Raw genomic sequence first — 17,867 nt, forward strand, 5'->3', positions numbered from 1 at the left:
TTGGTTTGATCTTTGTCAATGTTTAATATTGATTATATGTTGACTTGTGGATTTGATATGAGTGAATAATAAATTATGATAATTGTAATAGTAAAGACATTGCTTTTGTTACATATTGATACTGTTAACTTAACTTGATTATAAATACACATATATTCAATATTGATTCTATACTTTTTCTTGTCAATAAGCCTTTGATAAGAGGGGTAAAGTTATGTTTACGAAACAGTTGGTTTTGAGAGAGATTGATAGCTGTATTCTTAGTACTAAAAGTAGTCGAAAGAAAACGGTTGGATTACCTAAACTTAAAAGTGATATTGTGAAACTCACCGATTTGAAGAAAATTAAAGATGTTTTGGTCGAAGCTATCAATGAAGAGGCACCGACAGACCTCAAGCCAGCCGATAATGCCTGTAAGTATTGGGTAAATCGCCACTCTTCATACACATTTAGGGTTTTTGATAAGGATACCAATACCAAAAAAGCGCTGCAGTCTCTTGTCGACGAATACGGCGTGTATTTTAATAGCGACCTTGGCAACTCTAAGGTTTATGAAAAAGCTCTACCGCCGACTAAGCCATTAATGCTAGGCAAAACAACGGCAATCAGTAAAACGACAGTTACCAACATGAAACAAGCTTCAAGGCGCGGAGATAAGCAAATAGTTTTTCTGGGCCACGGTGAAACAACCCTCAACACGCATATTCAAATTCCCCAAGGTACGAGTGTTCACTTTTATACTTATGATCAGGCCTTTTTACGCGATGTAGATGTTAGAGCGATAGCATGTCCAGAAGTTTGGGGGAGACATAAGGTGCCCACTGTGCGAGAGGTTGCAGGACCAGGGGCAACTATAAAAGAGCACTATATTGGGGAACTTGATCACCAAGGGCTAGGAGGGCACATTGATAATCCGGCTTTTCTCGGTGGGGTAATGTTCAATAGCATTCGAACACTTTCATCTTTGTTAGTTCCCAATATGGGAGTGGTCCATTTTGCTGCCTGTCGCGCACATCCCACAGATGATATGATCGCTTTTAATAAAGGAGGTGGTGTTAATGCTGATAGCATTGAACCCCAGCAAAGGCGAGATTCAGTCATTGAAAACCTAATGAAAGTTGGTGGTTTACCGAACCATTAAGTATAGAAAGAGCGCTTTAAGCGCTCTTTTTGATTTATAGCTGTTCAAAGAAAGTAATGCTTGGATCTCTTGTTAAGAGGCCATCTAAATTGTCCAGCAAATTCAAGAAATGTGGCTCATTACAGTGTGAATCAAATGCAGCTTGATCAGAAAATTGCTCTTGAAACATAAATATTGACGGATTGCCTTTGTCTCTTAGCAAAGTATAGCGAATGCAGCCAAGCTCATTTTTTGTGGGTATGAGCATATCAACCAAGAGCTTTTTTAGAGTGTTTTCTTGACCAGGTTTAGCGTGGAAAGTGGCGGTTAAGTTAATCATTTTTTGTACTCATTTATTGGTATCTTCCATTACGCTGTAGAAACTCGATCTTGTATCCATCAGGATCGGTGATGAAAAATAGTGTTGCTAATAATCCACCTTGATAATGAATCGTTTTAATATCAGACGGTAGAATACCTAATTCTTTAAGCTCAATATGTGTTTGTTGAATGTTATCTACCACTACAGCGATATGGCCGTAACCAGAGCCATGTGTATAGAGTTTATTGGTATTGTGGTTATGTGTTAGTTCAAGCTCGAAGCCTGTTTCTGAGTTTGCCAAATAGGTTAACGTGTAGTCGTCAAAAATAAACTGCTCTTTGATGTTTAACGCCAGTACTTTACGGTAAAACTTAATCGAAGTACTTAGGTCACGCACTCTTATCATGGTGTGGATAAGCTTAGCCATATTTTCCTCCTGCTCAAATGAGGGGGACAGAATAAACGGCCTTACGCGAGTGTTGGTAGTACTCCAGTACGACATTCACTATTTTTAGGGTATTTGGAGCTGCTGATATATGTTGCTCATAACATTTTCTGGCTGGCGAAGATAAATGAGACAAGCGCATCGAAGTAAGGAAGTAAAGTTTTTGATTTGGCGGTTGTATATCAGCGCTTCTGAATAAATAGTAGTGATGAATTTTGGTAATGTCATGCCTTGGAGCTGAGCAATTTCTTCTAGTATATGCCAGAAGCTCGCTTCGAGTTTGATACTGGTTGCATGACCATCAATACGAATCGACTTAGCTATAATCTGGTAATTTTCTTGTGGTTGGTGAGAGAAAAGTTCACACATAAATTTTTAACGGAGATTGGACGAGGTAGCTTTCTAACTTAGCTTTTATCCCCAGTCAATAACAGCATGAAAAATAAACGCCCAATGGGGCGTTTTATAGCTTATTTTACTTGAGTTTTGATGTATTCACCGAGCTCGGAATGATGCATTATTTTTGATATGGGTATAATGGCATCCACGGGTCCCCAAGCAAATACGTTCACGGGAGTGTGAGTATGTGTACCCGTCCCCCATACAATGTTTTGGCTGGTGGCTTGCTCTCTAGCTAGAACATTACCGCGATCGTTGTATGGGAAGAAGGCATCAAAGTCATTAATTGCTGGAATATTTTCAGCTGATAAATATGAATGACCTGCTAAGCGATATGGGTTAGGTTTGCTGGCTAAAACGTTTGAAGCTTGGTTTGAGGTGATAGGGAATTCGGTATTGCTGTTGACTATTTCAGTAAGCTTAGTCGCTGTCTGCTGGTTTTCATCCAGTTTCTGGAACTCACTAATAATGCTGTAATAGCTCTTTTTCTGGTTATATAGGCTATCTAGAAGATTGAATGAACCAAAATTAAATTTAGGGGCGTAGCTACGATTAGAAAATGCTTCACCGTCCTTTTCTTGTGGCTTAGGCAGATCGCGCGAGGAATAGCTAAAGCCAAAAGATCCGGTTTCATGGTCGGCAGTAATGATAACTATGGTGTCTTCTCGACCTTTGGCCCATTGATAAACTGAGTCGATAGCTTCATCGAATTTAAGCATTTCATGTAACATGGTGCCAGCATCATTGCTGTGCGCTGCCCAATCTATTTGACCTCCTTCAACCATTAAGAAGAAACCATCTTTGTTTTGTGACAGTATCTCAAGAGCTTTATCGGTCATCTCTTTTAAGCTGGGCTGGGTGCGTTTAGGATCGTGCTTACTAAGGCTATAAGTGATGCCATCGACCATACCAGAGTATGAGAATAAACCTAAAACTTTGCCATCAGTCGCATTGCCCATTGTGCTGCGATTAAAGGCTAATTGGTACCCAGCCTGTTTCGCCTCGGTTAATAGGTTACGCTCGTCTTTACGCTTGGATTTAATATAGATATCACCTTGTGTTAGAGCTTTAAGTTGGTTGTATGTTTCGCCTTTATCATTGGTTGATTTTGGTATCCAATGCCTAAGACCACCGGAGAGCATGACGTCAGCACCAGTTGTTAGCATATCTATAGCAATTTCATTTTCTAGAGACCGATGGGCTTGGTGAGCAGCAAATGAGGCCGGTGTGGCATGGGTTAAACGAGTGTCTGACACTAACCCCGTTGCCTTGCCTAGGCTTTTGGCTTTTTCCAATACGGTTTGTACATGGTTTCCTTGAGAGTCGATACCAATAACTTCAGAGCCGGTATATATGCCAGTAGATAACATGGTTGCAGAACATGCTGAATCGACAACAATGGCATCTTCAGGATGCGTTAGCGAAGATCCAATTACCCCTTCTTGAGCCAATTTGGATAGCGCAGTCGGCTGGCCTTTATATATGGAGTTGGGCGCTCTGTTTGCATAGGTTTCAAGTAAACCAACTTGCTGTGGGCCCATACCATCGCCAATCATTAAAATAACGTTTTTAATTGGTGCAGAAAGTGCGTCTAAAGAGAGTACAGCGGTGACTATCGCTGTGATAAAAGGTTTAGTTAGGTGCTTCATCCAATCATCTATCCTTGTTAATAAAAGTGTCTAGATTAAACCACTGTTACATTTAAGATTTATGTCAGCAATGAATTGTTCATTAAGTATTGATTTAAATGTTTTATTTGTGTGCATGTCGACGTATATCATTTCAATAAATGATGATTCTGGTGACAAGATTGGATTGTGTACTCTTTAGGTTTTAAGACGCAATTGTTTAGTAGAGAGAGCGTTTCTCTCCGAAGAATATTTCATCAGAGTGGATTAGGGGACTTCAGAAGTTGGGAAGTTATACTAGCGCCAGTAATATTCCTCCTACGGTTGCCGCTGCGGAAAGAAATTGCCCCGCAGAATAGGCACCATCTTCCTCCGTTGCAATCTCATCAGGTTTATCGATACCCAGAGCACCATGAGTAAAAGATTCTACTTTATCTCCAACTGATTTATTCGCGTTTTCAGTGGCTTTGGATTCTTTATCTAGCTCTTGTAAAGCGGCAAGTAGTGCTTTGCCTTCTTCAGAAAGCGTGACTTTATTTTGCTCTACTTTAAGTGGAGTCGAGGTCCTACTCAACTCGCTCTGACTCGCTTGAGGCTTGACCTGCTGGGCAGGGATAAGCTTTGCTGGCTCCATTCCTACTGGTGTCATAGCGATCTCCTTACATCACCCTTACGACTATATCGACCATTGCGACAAAAACTTGTGCAAAAAATACAGCATTTGTATTCAATGCATTCAAGCACAAACTGTGCCTAGATGACAAAGTATCATGAAATGAATTCTCAGTGATGTAAAATGCTATAGGTTTGGGCTCCTGCTGGTTAGATGCTTAACAAGCCATTAGACCCCAACAAGTTATGGATAACGTAGCGTATTGATACATAATGATTGTTTAGTTTAGGAAGTCAGCACACCAGACTATTTTAGATAATTGATGTTACTAATAGTGGCTAGGATTTGTGATAGATCCGAATAATGAAATCGGCCTCGCAATCAAACAATGTTGTCGTCGCTAATGAATGCCGTAGCGTTAAGTCGGCTTTCCATGCAAAAGGTGTCATTTGCAATAGTTTTTCAGCATCGCCGTTTTGTAATGCCATTACGTAGTTTAACTTGATCTCCTGTGTAAGCTTAAAACCAGCTATTTCTTCAGGTTCTTCATCGTGGAGCCTAACTGTTTCATACAGCTTTTCTCTCAATTGATATAAATGCCGAGCGCCTGGAACAACGGTTATCACGGCCCCTTCCGATTGGATAACGCGTTGGAGTTCTATTGGGTTACATGGAGCATAAATTCGCAAGACTGCATCGAGGCTACTGTCTGAAAAAGGCAGACGAGTACTAGAAGCGACGCTAAATTGGCAATTTAGATAGCGCTTAGAAGCATAACGAATCGCAACTTTAGAGATATCTAGTCCGTAGGTGACGGCACTTGGATTTTGCATCGTCAATTGGGTTGCGACTTCATTAGTGTAATAGCCTTCCCCGCAACCTATATCTAATAGTCGATGTTGTGAACCCACTAAATTTTCAGTGCAGAGCTGTGCAACCTTTTTTTGCATTGGTTGGTAATAATTGTTTTCTAAGAAATGACGGCGTGCTTGCATCATCTCTTTATTGTCTCCTGGATCCTTTGAGCGCTTATGTTGCACAGGCATCAGGTTGACATAGCCCTCTTTGGCAATATCAAATGAATGATTATTATCGCAACGGTAGGAACGTTCATAAAGAGTCAAGCTGCGGTCACACAGAGGACAAGAGTAAGACATAAGTATCTCTAGTGAGTATATATATGGCGAATTTTAACAGCAAGGTGCTATACAGACCAACACAAATATGTAATTACATAGAGACGACATGCCGCGTTAGATTAGTGCACAGATAGCTTGGTCTTGAGCTGATGGCTATCGCCTGGTTTTAGCTCTTTCCCTTGTTCAATGGTTGCTGCATGAATACTGGACTCAATACACATCATAGTAAGGTAACCGTCATCAGTCATGTCCTGTATATTGGTGGCTCCATGTCGCCATGGATTCCAGAGTACTGCTGAGTTATGTCCCTGATTTTCGATACCTAATCTACGTCCATAGCCTGAATCTTGAAGATGAATATGGCTCTCTGGTTTTGTATAAACACGGTCTATGGCGCTGGTGAGTTGCAGTATATTGCTACTTTTAAATTGAGCGCTGTCTTGCAAGCTGTCAAAATATTCCGGTCCTACACCTATGATGGTGGTATTACGAACATCACTCACATTTAGGTAGGTATGCAGTGCACCAGAGAATGTCCACGACTTGTCGTCTGTATTGGTTATGTCGAGAGTGATTTGTAGTTCGTCCCCGACTTCAATAATCAGCCGAGCATTAAACTGAAATGGCCAGATATCCAAACTCTGTAGTGAAGGATTTAAACCTAGCTCAATAATAACCCCATGATCATTTTCTCTGTGCTGAATTAATGACCATTGATGTACCCGAGCGAAACCGTGTGCAGGAGAAGCGATACGCCCAAACCAAGGCCAGCATACTGGAACTCCACCCCGAAGTGCGGTTTTACCATCATAGATAGCTTTTTTACTCATCCAGATGAGATCTTCTTGTCCAGCTGGTTTATAAGAGACAACATGTCCTCCATGTAGTGCGATCCCTGCGATGGCCTTTTCATGAATAATCCGGACAACTTTTATCTGCTCGATTTCTACGATGGTCACCTTGTCAGATAATGCAGTTAAGGCAGGAAGCGTTTTTAAATCCATAGATTGTTTACCTCTATCGTGTGGAGAGCGAGAGATTTAACACTGTTGATGTTGATGACCGAGTATGTGGAATTACTTGCTCTAACTCTAGATACAAAAAAGGCGGCTCAGTTCAAAGGCCGCCTTTTAACTAAATCATTTTAGCTAATACTATTTTAAAATGACTTAGATACACTAAGTCATAATTACTTAGAGATATGAGCCACAAGGTCAAGGACCTTGTTTGAGTAACCGATTTCGTTATCGTACCAAGAAACCACTTTAACGAACTTGTCAGTTAGTGCCACGCCTGCTTTAGCATCGAATACTGAAGTTTGAACTTCACCGATGAAATCTTGTGATACTACTTGGTCTTCGGTGTAACCTAGTACGCCTTTAAGCTCGCCTTCAGAGGCTTTTTTCATCGCAGCACAGATTGCTTCGTAAGATGCAGCAGTCTTAAGGTTAACAGTTAGGTCAACGACAGAAACGTTTGCAGTTGGTACGCGAAAAGCCATACCCGTCAGAAGGCCATTTAATTCTGGAAGAACAACACCTACTGCTTTTGCAGCACCAGTTGAAGATGGGATGATGTTTTGAGAAGCACCACGGCCACCGCGCCAGTCTTTAGCAGAAGGGCCATCAACCGTTTTTTGAGTTGCTGTAGTCGCATGAACTGTAGTCATAAGACCAGATTCGATACCGAACTTGTCGTTAAGAACTTTCGCTACAGGCGCTAGACAGTTAGTCGTACAAGAAGCGTTAGAAACGATGTCTTGACCTGAGTAAGTAGCGTCGTTTACGCCCATAACAAACATAGGAGTTGCGTCTTTCGAAGGACCTGTAAGGACAACTTTCTTAGCGCCAGCAGTGATGTGTTTACGTGCAGTCTCATCAGTCAGGAAAAGTCCCGTTGCTTCAGCAACTACGTCTACGCCGATTGCATCCCACTTAAGATCTTCTGGGTTGCGTTCTGCTGTCACACGTACTGTTTTACCGTTAACAATTAGGTTTCCACCTTCAACTTCAACAGTACCGTTGAAGCGACCATGTGTTGAATCGTATTTAAGCATGTAAGCCATATATTCAACGTCGATAAGGTCATTGATGCCAACAACTTCGATGTCATTGCGCTCTTGCGCTGCACGGAATACGAAACGACCGATACGGCCAAAACCGTTAATACCTACTTTGATAGTCATTATAGTTGCTCCACAACTTAATTTCTGATTAAAGATAACTGGTAGTAAAATTACAGAATCCAGTCAAAATCTGCAACAGATAATCGGACTTAACTTGTTTAAAGTCAAAAAAAAGCGTCGCTTTTTTTCATAACAAGTCTTATTTGACTATCTTTTGAACGGATTGTAGGTTTTTTTCTTAGCCAGTTGACATAAGATAGCTCGGATGTGCTCACTAATTAGTGAATATTTAACCATCCTTTCATGGAATTAAAGTATGTGCTACAAATACTGACTAGCGCAAGTTTTGGCACCGAAAAGTCAAATAATTGAATTCTTTTTAGAGGAGGAATTGGAATTGGAACAGACAAATATGAAAATTAACAAACCAGATGAACACTGGCGTGACAAGCTGTCTGATGAAGAATATCGAGTCTGTAGATTGCAAGGTACGGAAGCTCCGTTCTCTGGTAAATTGCTGCATAATAAAAGCACGGGTATTTACGAATGTACCTGTTGTAATAGTGCTTTGTTTCAGTCCGACAATAAGTATGATTCTGGGTGTGGTTGGCCAAGTTTCGATGCGCCGATTAATGACCAAGCAATATGCTATTTGGAAGATCTCAGCCACGGAATGGTAAGAAAAGAAATTAGGTGTGCTGCTTGTGGTAGCCATTTAGGGCATGTTTTTCCTGATGGGCCCCAGACAACAGGTGAACGATTTTGTGTTAACTCAGTGTCGTTAATTTTCAACAAATCGGACGAAAGCGGTGATTAAATCACCGCTCATTGTTTCATCCTTTCAGGTCAGTTGAATTTAGGCATCATACTGCGCTTATACTTACCGTCTTCTAGAGCGCTTTGAATATCATCTGCAATATCGTCAAGCTGCTCGTATTTGTTCTCGCTAAATCCATAAAGGAGTTTCATCTCTTGCTCTGAGGCTATAACAGGGACTTCAAATGCACTTGCGACCATAGCCCATATGTAGGCATGTTCTTTATGGTTTAATTGGTAGTTGATACTTGCAAGGGATTTGAAAATATCGGTATTGAGGCTGTCGCCATCGCTAAGTTCGAGAGATTTGTTAAGTAAATTGATCGTTTTATTAGGGTCGCGACTAGTATAGAAAGTGGCAAGAGCGTATTGCATTTTAGCTGTTTCTAAAGCGGGTTTGCCTTCTTGCTGCAAAAAGCTTCTTCGAGCACTTTCATCGCCAGTTTGACTCCACAAGAAATATAATGCGTCTGGTGATGTCGATTTTTTAATTCTTTCGACTAGAATTTCGAGATCCTCACCTGCGTTAACGAGTGCATTGAATCGTTTTCTTCTTAGTTCTGTTTGATCTATGGTTTGAATTTGTGAGGCTAGCTCTATACACTTTTTATATTCAGCAACGAGATGATACTCCTTAATGAGCATAATATCAGAAGGCTTTCTCAATGAATCGTATCGGTGCCAAATCAGCTTAGTGCGTGGTAGCTTACATTGGCCATCATTTTGATTCATTCTCTCACATTGCAATTTGGGGTTGTCTTTACACAGCTGATCGGTATTTCTTCTATTTTCGAAACATCCAGTGATTGTGGCAGCTAGAAAGGTTATTACTAATAATTTTAGTGTCTTCATATTTATTATTGCTTATGATTCGTTACACTTATTTCAGCACGCAATCATGACTCAGATCGATTGCTAGTTATGTTTTTCTCATATCAGTTACAACTTAAGGATAGACCATGGACGCAGAGCAGCTAATTAATGCCATTACACCCGAGGCGTATGAGCGTCTGTTATACGCTGTAGAGACAGGTAAATGGCCTGAGGGTACACCACTTTCGCAACAGCAACGAGATTCATGTATGCAAGCTGTGATGTTATATCAGTCAAAGTACAACTCAGAAGCACAACATATGACAGTCGCCAAGGGTGGCGAGATGAGTTTTAAGTCAAAATCTGAGTTGAAAAAGCAATTTTCTAATGAGCAAGATGATATTATGAGGGTTAATCCTAATCAATCTTAGCCGTAGCTGACCTAATAAGATAGAAGGGATTATACCTTCTATCTTAGGTTGATTTTCTCCTATCAATCGACCCAGCTAACTACCCACAGCACTTTTTATATTTCTTACCACTGCCACAAACACATGGCTCGTTTCGCCCCAATTTAGTGTTTTTCGGATTGGACTCAGACCCGTTATCAGGGAAAGTACCATCAATATAATACCAAAGGCCATCTTCTCTAATAAAGCGTGAGCGTTCTTCAAGGCAATATTGGATTCCTTGTTCTGTGTAGTAAGCTTTGAAGGTCACAAAGCCTTCTTGCTTATTTGTCCCATCTTCAGCATTAATCACTTCGAGCTGATTCCAGTCACTCTCAATAGACTGTTGGATAGCTTCTTTTTGCATTTCTGCGTTGCAGCTGGGGTGGTAGGTCTTAATAATATAGTTCACCAAGGCTTTAACGTGAGCGCTATAACGAGACCGCATTAATTGCTCAGGAGTCTTTGCCTTGGAGTGATCATTATGAACAGGTTTACAGCAGTCATTGTAAGATTTATTTGTGCCACAAGGACAAGGTTGCATTTTAACTCCGGTTTTGCCTGGTAATATTTGAATGAGGAGCAAGACTTATCCTATTTCACCAACAGTGAAACCGATAGATAAGCCTTAGTGTTTAATAATGATGTTATTAAACATAGCGTTAAGCCACATATGATCAAAAATGACAGTAATTAATCACGAAAGTTGGTTAAATTGTCTAACTTCGAGCGTGAAACTGTCTTTAGTAAAAACAAGAACTGAGCCCTGAGTGTACCAATCACCGAGCACGATGCGCGTTTTTTGTTTATCACTAGGTTGGAATGTGTGGATGTTTGGCCTATGGGTATGGCCATGAATCATGAGCTCGACATGATGTTTTTCCATGACACTTTCTACTTCTGATTGGGTAACATCCATGATATCTAGCGACTTGTGTTGTTTATCTGAACGTATATCTGTCTGCACTTTGTTGATTATTTTTTTCTTGATAAAAAGTGGTATACGATTAAATATCTTTTGCAGCCAAGGTTGATGAACTGTTTGGCGAAACTTGAGATATTCTAGGTCGTCGGTACAAAGGGTATCCCCATGTAATATTACCGCTTTTTTATCATACAGTTCAATGACAGTCTCATCACCTAATAGTGTCACTCCTGTTTCTTTGGCAAAACGTTTACCAACAAGAAAGTCTCTATTGCCTTGAGTGAAGTAACAAGACACCCCACAAGATGTTAGGAATTGGAATTCACTACGAATTTGATTCGCAAAATCTGAACGGTCGTCATCACCTATCCAAAAATCGAATAAGTCACCTAAGACATACAGCGCGTCAGCATGGATGGCCTCTTCACGCATAAATCGAACAAAACAATCAGTAATTTCAGGTAGAGCTGGTGAGAGGTGGAGATCAGAGATAAATAGTGTGGTCATAATTATTTGTTAACCTGAAGGCTTGATAAGGGAGAGCTTAATACTCTCCCTTGCCATCATTATTCTTCGATAGTGGTGCCGGTAATAAGCACGTCTTCAAGCGGTACATCTTGGTGCATACCGTGTGAGCCTGTACTGACTTCTTTAATCTGGTTGACGATGTCCATGCCTTCTGTTACTTCAGCAAAAACACAGTAGCCCCAGCCATCCATACTTTCACTACGAAAATCTAAGAAAGTATTAGGGTTTACATTGATAAAAAATTGAGAGCTAGCAGAGTGTGGCTCCATGGTACGAGCCATAGCCAAAGTTCCTACTTTGTTACTCAAGCCATTATTCGCTTCATTCTTAATCGGAGCACGGGTTTCTTTTTCACGCAGACCGGACTCCATACCACCACCTTGGATCATAAAGCCATCAATAACACGGTGAAACAGCGTATTATCATAGAAACCGTCACGGCAATATTGTAAAAAGTTAGCGCATGTTTCCGGTGCTTTAGCTTCGTTTAGTTCAATTTTGATGTCACCAAAATTGGTGTGAAGGGTGATCATGATGATGTCCTTAGTTTTCTTTTTTGACTTAAAGTCTGAATTCTATATTAACTTTTGCCAATTTTGTATGTGAATAATGAAGGTATTAAAGGATTAGTGGATTTAATCGTGTTTTTTTCAACATTTGAGGGATGACCTCTAGCCTCGCATCTTGTTATACTGAACCACTATTTTGTACTGACAAATAATTAGATAGAGATCATGTTAAAGATATATAACACACTCACAAGACAAAAAGAGGAATTTAAACCAATCAATGCCAATAAAATCGGCATGTATGTCTGTGGAGTCACCATATACGATCTCTGTCATATCGGCCATGGGCGAACGTTTGTTTCTTTTGATGTTGTTTCTCGCTATTTACGCTACCTAGGCTATGACCTGACCTTTGTTCGTAATATAACTGATATTGATGATAAGATCATCAAACGCGCGAATGAAAATGGTGAAACTTGTCAGTCGCTGACAGAGCGACTTATTGGTGAAATGCACGCTGATTTTGATGCGCTGAATATGAAACGTCCGGATATTGAACCGCGTGCCACAGAATACATTAATGAGATTATTGAATTAGTTGAAAAACTGATTAAACGCGGCTTTGCTTATGTGGCTGATAACGGTGATGTAATGTTTGAAGTCGCTCAATTTAATGAATACGGTAAGCTGTCAAAGCAAGACCTTGATCAGCTTCAAGCAGGCGCAAGGGTTGATGTGGATAGGGCCAAGCGTAGTCCACTTGATTTTGTCGTTTGGAAAATGTCCAAACCGGGTGAGCCTACTTGGGAGTCGCCATGGGGTGCGGGTCGACCAGGTTGGCATATTGAGTGTTCTGCAATGAACTCTGCTGTACTAGGAAACCATTTCGATATTCATGGTGGAGGTTCAGACCTTCAATTCCCACACCATGAAAATGAGATTGCTCAGTCATGCTGCGCTCATGATACTCAATATGTAAATACGTGGATGCATAGCGGCATGGTGATGGTTGATAGAGAGAAAATGTCGAAATCGCTTGGTAACTTTTTCACTATTCGTGATGTACTGAACCATTATGATGCTGAAACGGTACGTTACTTTTTGATGTCAGGGCATTATCGTAGCCAACTCAACTACAGTGAAGATAACCTAAATCAGGCAAGAGCATCTTTAGAGCGTTTGTACACTTCTTTACGTGGACTAGATCTAACAGTACCGGCATCTGGCGGTGAAGAATATGTTAAGCGCTATATTGGTGCGATGAATGATGATTTCAATACGCCGGAAGCATACTCAGTTTTGTTTGATATGGCGCGTGATATCAACCGAATCAAAGCCGATAATATTGTCCAGGCCAGTGCACTAGGCTCATTAATGCGTGAGCTTGCTGATGTGATTGGTATTTTGCATCAAGATCCTGAAGATTTTTTAAAGGGGCAAGCAGAAGACGACAGTGAAGTTGTTGAGATTGAAGCACTTATTAAGCTGCGTAATGATTCTCGTGCAGCAAAGGATTGGACGAATGCAGATGTTGCGCGTGACAAGCTAACTGCAATGGGTATTGTACTTGAAGACGGTCCTGAAGGGACCATATGGCGTCGAAAATAGCTGATATGCAAATTTATTTAGGGCTGTTGATTCAGCCCTTTTTCTTTCTACTTACAGTTTAAAATGGGTAAGCAACCAGTGGCTCAGATGTATTTCTACTACTCAGCAATGAATGCGGGTAAATCCACCACACTTCTTCAGTCATCCTTTAACTATCAAGAGCGAGGAATGACGCCATTAATATACACGGCGGCTTTAGATGATAGATATACCGTTGGTAAGGTGAGTTCTCGTATCGGCTTACAATCTGATGCACAATTATTCAGAAATGAAACCAATCTCTACCAAGAAATCACGGCTTTGAACGAAGTGGAAAAGCGCCATTGTGTTTTAGTTGATGAATGTCAGTTTTTGTCTAAGCAACAGGTTTATCAGCTGACAGAAGTTGTTGATAGATTGCATATTCCAGTGCTTTGTTATGGATTAAGAACCGATTTTTTAGGAGAGTTATTTGAAGGTAGTAGGTATCTGTTATCTTGGGCAGACAAGCTAATTGAACTCAAAACCATTTGTCATTGTGGGCGTAAAGCGAATATGGTTATTCGAACTGATGAGTTTGGGAATGCAATTGCCCAGGGCGAACAGGTAGCGATTGGTGGTAATGAGCGATATGTTTCTGTTTGCCGCCAGCACTACAAAGATGCGTTAGGAAAATAATAAGTTAATGTGACAACAAAAAACGGAGCACTAGGCTCCGTTTTTTGTTGTATTCGATAATCTGAGATTAACGAGCACGGAAGACGATACGACCCTTTGATAGGTCGTAAGGAGTCATCTCAACAGTAACTTTATCACCAGTAAGGATACGGATGTAGTTTTTACGCATTTTACCAGAGATGTGAGCAGTAACTACGTGGCCGTTTTCTAGCTCAACACGGAACATTGTGTTTGGAAGAGTATCAAGGACGGTGCCTTGCATCTCAATTACGTCTTCTTTAGCCATTTAATCCTCTTTTAGAAATGGATAATTTCTGCCAGCAAAGTGCTGACTAAAATGAAATCATTAAATTTAGGGCGTATTCTACCCTTGCCAACGCTGATTTACTAGCCTTTGATTACGTTGAAAACGGACTTTATAATTCATCGCAGGGCATTCATCAATTTGATAGCCAAGATAAAGCCATTGTTTCCCTTGTTGTTGGCAGTCTTTGATTTGAAATAAAATGGCTAATGTTCCCAGAGATAATGGGAAGTGAGGGTCGAAAAATGTATAAAATGCGCTTACCGAGTTGGATAAAATATCGGTTACGGCAATAGCAATTAACTTATCTTGATCGTAGATATGTAAATATTGTGTGTTGAGCCATTTGCAGTGAGAAAAGTGAACAAATTCATTTTCTTTGGGCGGATACATGGTTCCATTTTTATGACGAGTTTCAATATATTGAGAATATAACTCGAACCAACCTGGTACCATTTCATCTCGCAGTTCCCAGTTGAGGTGCTTGGCTTTAGCTAGTAGTCGCTTTTGGCTTTTTGATAGCTCAATTTCTGGGATGGACAAACGAATGGGTTGGCATGCCTTACATTGGTCACAATGTGGTTTGTAAATGGTGTCACCACTACGACGAAAACCATTGGCTAATAGAACTTCATAGCCAGAAGCGGTATGCATGGCAGGTTCAAGAGCAACCGCCACGCGTTCCTGTTTGTCAGCAAGGTAGCTGCATTGGTGGCTATCGGTTAATCCTATACGAATTTGTTGCAGGTCAGAACTCATGGATTCTCCTCTGAAGACAGCTTAATCCACTGCGGCTTAAAACTACCCGCAACAAGTTTTTCCTGTTTTAATGATAGCAGTCTTTGTATAAATTCCTTTCGTTCCAACTCTTCAGCCCCTAAAGAATTCAGGTGCCTGTTCATAACTTGGCAATCAATAAGCTGTCCCCTCATAGACTTAAAATGATCGCAAAAATACCATAACGCGACTTTTGAGGCGTTAGTTTTAAGGCTAAACATGGATTCTCCACAAAATACTTGCCCGACTGATATACCGTACAGTCCGCCTATTATTTTGTTGTTCTGCCATACTTCGACAGAGTGACAGTGGCCAATGTCAGCGAGTGTTTTGTATGCACAACGCATTTCACTGGTTAGCCATGTTTCTTCAGCATCCCGTGTAGAAGCACAATGTTCAATGACAGTTTTAGTTGCCATATTGATGCTGACTTGATATTGATGCTTTCTCTGAAATTTTTTAAGACTTTTAGAGGGTTTGAATGTCTTAGGATTAAAGACGGCTCGTGGCGATGGGCTCCACCATAATATAGGGTCATCTAGACCATACCATGGAAAGATTCCATTTTGATAAGCCAGCAGTAAACGATCGGGTGATAAATCGCCTCCATAGGCGAGTAAACCATTAGGGTCGTTCAACGCTTCATATGGAGAGGGAAACCAGAGCTTATCGCTATCGAGTTCAGTTAGATAAATCGCCATAATATAGGAGAATCACGATGAAAAAATGGCTTTGGATTCTATTCATTTTACCACTCTTTGCCAATGCTACTTATGAGAGAAATAAGGCTAAACCTGTCAATGAGATTATATTTGGTAGTATAGACTCTGTACGGTATTTAACTCAGCAGGATGTTATTAAGGCAGAATCATCTGGTTGGGAAACCATACTGGGGGCTGTTGTTGGTGGGGTTGTTGGTAACCAATTTGGTGGAGGTACCGGAAGACAAGTCGCGACAGCGGTTGGTGCAGTTGCTGGGGCTGGAGTCGCACATAACATTGCAAATCAAGAGTATAAAGTGGAATACAAGTTAGTCGAACTGTTGATTAAAACAGACAAAGGGAAACTTATCGATGTTATCCAAGATGTGGATAACAGTATGCTATTTGAGCGCGGTGATAAAGTTCGCATATTGTATTTTGACAACGGTGTAAGAGTTGATAAAGAGTATTGAATACAGTACACATGGCTATTCTATTCGCTCAAAAAAAGATCGCTATAAATTGTGACTTTTGTCTGGTTTTAGATGTAAATTTTAGTTACGCTGCCATTACTAAGAATTTTTCAGCGTTTGCTTAATCAAGGAACATTAGAATTTAATGGAAAGCCTTACGTTACAACCCATCAGTAAAGTCCACGGCGAGGTGAACTTGCCAGGCTCAAAAAGTGTTTCAAATCGGGCGTTATTGCTTGCAGCTTTAGCTCAAGGCACGACTCGTTTGACTAACCTTTTGGATAGCGATGATATCCGACATATGTTGAATGCGCTGAACAAACTCGGAGTGACTTATTCGCTCTCTCCAGATAATACTATCTGTGAAATAGAAGGTAGAGGTAAGCCATTCGATTCTCAAGAAGTTTTGGAGTTATTCCTGGGGAATGCTGGAACAGCAATGCGCCCACTTGCCGCTGCTTTATGTTTAGGTGAAGGTGAATATATTTTGACTGGCGAGCCTCGAATGAAGGAGAGGCCTATTGGTCATCTAGTTGAGGCGCTTCGTCAAGCTGGTGCGAATGTAGAGTATTTAGAGAATAAAAACTTTCCTCCACTTAAGATTAAAGGAACAGGCCTAAAAGGTGGCGTAATAGAAATTGATGGTTCAATTTCAAGTCAATTTCTAACGGCATTTTTAATGTCAGCGCCAATGGCTCAAGAAGATGTAACAATCAAAATTATTGGTGAGTTGGTGTCTAAACCATATATTGATATTACCTTACACATTATGTCACAGTTTGGTGTTCAGGTAGAGAATCATGGTTATCAAGAGTTTGTCATTCGGCATGGGCAATCATACTCTTCACCTGGTGAGTTTTTAGTAGAGGGTGACGCTTCATCCGCTTCATATTTTTTAGCCGCCGCTGCAATTAAAGGTGGTGAGATAAAAGTGACAGGTATCGGTCGTAACAGTATTCAAGGCGATATTCAATTTGCTGATGCGTTAGAAAAAATGGGTGCAGACATTGAATGGGGTAACGATTATGTTATCTCACGAGTGGGCGAGCTTAAGGCAGTTGATATGGATTTTAACCATATTCCGGATGCGGCGATGACCATCGCGACAACTGCTCTGTTTGCAAAGGGGACGACAGCAATTCGTAATGTTTACAATTGGCGTGTTAAGGAAACCGATCGCTTAGCCGCAATGGCAACAGAATTACGTAAAGTTGGTGCAGAAGTTGAAGAAGGCAAAGACTATATAGTCGTGACACCACCTAAAAAGCTTATTCATGCGACAATCGATACGTACGATGATCACCGAATGGCGATGTGTTTTTCACTTATTGCATTGAGTGATACTCCTGTTACGATTAATGATCCGAAGTGTACATCCAAGACTTTTCCGGATTATTTTAACAAGCTTTCATCACTCGGTTGTTAAAAGTTACCTCCCTGCTCCTAGAATATCAGGGGGTAAAAGAGTTAACTTAATTTAGTAGCTTATACTTTTACTACGAATTGATATTCTATA

Annotated in this window: 22 protein-coding genes; 7 read left to right on the top strand and 15 right to left on the bottom strand. The window is 40.7% G+C overall.

What is annotated here, in order from left to right:
- Positions 1–214: 214 nt before the first annotated feature.
- Entirely contained in the window at positions 215–1,141 is a 927-nt protein-coding gene (locus tag OCV27_RS05440; RefSeq protein WP_337969376.1) for a putative adhesin, read from the top strand.
- A gap of 34 nt (positions 1,142–1,175) precedes the next feature.
- Here OCV27_RS05440 and OCV27_RS05445 read toward each other — a convergent pair whose 3' ends face one another.
- From OCV27_RS05445 to gap, 8 genes are all read right to left on the bottom strand, one after another.
- Positions 1,176–1,460, bottom strand: a complete 285-nt coding sequence (locus OCV27_RS05445; protein ID WP_337969377.1) for a putative quinol monooxygenase — start codon at positions 1,458–1,460, stop codon at positions 1,176–1,178.
- Positions 1,461–1,473: 13 nt separating this feature from the next.
- Positions 1,474–1,869, bottom strand: coding sequence for a VOC family protein (locus OCV27_RS05450; RefSeq protein WP_337969378.1), 396 nt, complete (start codon positions 1,867–1,869; stop codon positions 1,474–1,476).
- An 84-nt stretch (positions 1,870–1,953) separates the two neighbouring features.
- A complete protein-coding gene (locus tag OCV27_RS05455) occupies positions 1,954–2,256 on the bottom strand; it encodes a ribbon-helix-helix domain-containing protein (protein ID WP_171361919.1) in 303 nt (100 codons plus the stop codon).
- 101 nt (positions 2,257–2,357) lie between these two features.
- Positions 2,358–3,935 (bottom strand): alkaline phosphatase, encoded by a 1,578-nt coding sequence (locus OCV27_RS05460; RefSeq protein WP_337969379.1) that lies wholly within the window; start codon positions 3,933–3,935, stop codon positions 2,358–2,360.
- A 271-nt stretch (positions 3,936–4,206) separates the two neighbouring features.
- Positions 4,207–4,563, bottom strand: a complete 357-nt coding sequence (locus tag OCV27_RS05465) for a hypothetical protein (RefSeq protein ID WP_337969380.1) — start codon at positions 4,561–4,563, stop codon at positions 4,207–4,209.
- 302 nt (positions 4,564–4,865) lie between these two features.
- The gene (gene rlmA / locus OCV27_RS05470; RefSeq protein WP_337969381.1) at positions 4,866–5,684 is read right to left on the bottom strand and encodes a 23S rRNA (guanine(745)-N(1))-methyltransferase; all 819 of its coding nucleotides are present in this window, start codon (positions 5,682–5,684) and stop codon (positions 4,866–4,868) included.
- 101 nt (positions 5,685–5,785) lie between these two features.
- Positions 5,786–6,670 carry a D-hexose-6-phosphate mutarotase gene (locus OCV27_RS05475; RefSeq protein ID WP_337969382.1) on the bottom strand — a complete coding sequence of 295 codons (885 nt, stop codon included), beginning with the start codon at positions 6,668–6,670 and terminating at the stop codon, positions 5,786–5,788.
- Between the two features lie 185 nt (positions 6,671–6,855).
- Positions 6,856–7,851, bottom strand: coding sequence for a type I glyceraldehyde-3-phosphate dehydrogenase (gene gap / locus OCV27_RS05480; protein WP_337969383.1), 996 nt, complete (start codon positions 7,849–7,851; stop codon positions 6,856–6,858).
- A gap of 352 nt (positions 7,852–8,203) precedes the next feature.
- Between gap and msrB the strand changes: the two genes are divergently transcribed.
- Positions 8,204–8,608 carry a peptide-methionine (R)-S-oxide reductase MsrB gene (msrB, locus tag OCV27_RS05485; protein WP_171361925.1) on the top strand — a complete coding sequence of 135 codons (405 nt, stop codon included), beginning with the start codon at positions 8,204–8,206 and terminating at the stop codon, positions 8,606–8,608.
- A gap of 29 nt (positions 8,609–8,637) precedes the next feature.
- Here the strand turns inward: msrB and OCV27_RS05490 are convergent, their stop codons facing one another.
- Positions 8,638–9,459 (bottom strand): DUF2989 domain-containing protein, encoded by an 822-nt coding sequence (locus OCV27_RS05490; RefSeq protein ID WP_337969384.1) that lies wholly within the window; start codon positions 9,457–9,459, stop codon positions 8,638–8,640.
- Between the two features lie 107 nt (positions 9,460–9,566).
- On the opposite strand from OCV27_RS05490, the gene OCV27_RS05495 reads away from it, so the two are divergent.
- Positions 9,567–9,851, top strand: a complete 285-nt coding sequence (locus OCV27_RS05495) for a YeaC family protein (RefSeq protein ID WP_171361927.1) — start codon at positions 9,567–9,569, stop codon at positions 9,849–9,851.
- A gap of 79 nt (positions 9,852–9,930) precedes the next feature.
- Here OCV27_RS05495 and OCV27_RS05500 read toward each other — a convergent pair whose 3' ends face one another.
- The 3 genes from OCV27_RS05500 to OCV27_RS05510 form a co-directional block, all read right to left on the bottom strand.
- Entirely contained in the window at positions 9,931–10,413 is a 483-nt protein-coding gene (locus OCV27_RS05500) for a YchJ family protein (protein ID WP_171361928.1), read from the bottom strand.
- A 153-nt stretch (positions 10,414–10,566) separates the two neighbouring features.
- Entirely contained in the window at positions 10,567–11,301 is a 735-nt protein-coding gene (gene lpxH, locus OCV27_RS05505; protein ID WP_171361929.1) for a UDP-2,3-diacylglucosamine diphosphatase, read from the bottom strand.
- Between the two features lie 59 nt (positions 11,302–11,360).
- Positions 11,361–11,855 (bottom strand): peptidylprolyl isomerase, encoded by a 495-nt coding sequence (locus OCV27_RS05510; protein WP_171361930.1) that lies wholly within the window; start codon positions 11,853–11,855, stop codon positions 11,361–11,363.
- Between the two features lie 201 nt (positions 11,856–12,056).
- Between OCV27_RS05510 and cysS the strand changes: the two genes are divergently transcribed.
- A complete protein-coding gene (cysS, locus tag OCV27_RS05515) occupies positions 12,057–13,439 on the top strand; it encodes a cysteine--tRNA ligase (RefSeq protein ID WP_171361931.1) in 1,383 nt (460 codons plus the stop codon).
- A gap of 78 nt (positions 13,440–13,517) precedes the next feature.
- Complete coding sequence (locus OCV27_RS05520; protein WP_171361941.1) at positions 13,518–14,096, top strand: thymidine kinase; 579 nt, start codon at positions 13,518–13,520, stop codon at positions 14,094–14,096.
- A gap of 67 nt (positions 14,097–14,163) precedes the next feature.
- Here OCV27_RS05520 and infA read toward each other — a convergent pair whose 3' ends face one another.
- The 3 genes from infA to aat all read right to left on the bottom strand — a co-directional run bounded on the left by infA (position 14,164) and on the right by aat (position 15,878).
- Complete coding sequence (gene infA / locus OCV27_RS05525) at positions 14,164–14,382, bottom strand: translation initiation factor IF-1 (protein ID WP_001040192.1); 219 nt, start codon at positions 14,380–14,382, stop codon at positions 14,164–14,166.
- A gap of 78 nt (positions 14,383–14,460) precedes the next feature.
- The gene (locus OCV27_RS05530) at positions 14,461–15,159 is read right to left on the bottom strand and encodes an arginyltransferase (RefSeq protein WP_171361932.1); all 699 of its coding nucleotides are present in this window, start codon (positions 15,157–15,159) and stop codon (positions 14,461–14,463) included.
- Complete coding sequence (gene aat / locus OCV27_RS05535) at positions 15,156–15,878, bottom strand: leucyl/phenylalanyl-tRNA--protein transferase (protein WP_337969398.1); 723 nt, start codon at positions 15,876–15,878, stop codon at positions 15,156–15,158. Before aat ends, OCV27_RS05530 begins: the two co-directional genes overlap by 4 nt.
- A gap of 17 nt (positions 15,879–15,895) precedes the next feature.
- On the opposite strand from aat, the gene OCV27_RS05540 reads away from it, so the two are divergent.
- On the top strand, positions 15,896–16,351 hold the full coding sequence (locus OCV27_RS05540; RefSeq protein ID WP_337969399.1) for a glycine zipper 2TM domain-containing protein: 456 nt from the start codon (positions 15,896–15,898) through the stop codon (positions 16,349–16,351).
- Between the two features lie 145 nt (positions 16,352–16,496).
- Positions 16,497–17,777 (top strand): 3-phosphoshikimate 1-carboxyvinyltransferase, encoded by a 1,281-nt coding sequence (aroA, locus tag OCV27_RS05545; RefSeq protein ID WP_171361935.1) that lies wholly within the window; start codon positions 16,497–16,499, stop codon positions 17,775–17,777.
- The last annotated feature ends 90 nt before the right edge of the window (positions 17,778–17,867 follow it).

Source organism: Vibrio pectenicida, from assembly GCA_024347015.1.
GTDB classification, from domain to species: Bacteria; Pseudomonadota; Gammaproteobacteria; order Enterobacterales; family Vibrionaceae; genus Vibrio; species Vibrio pectenicida.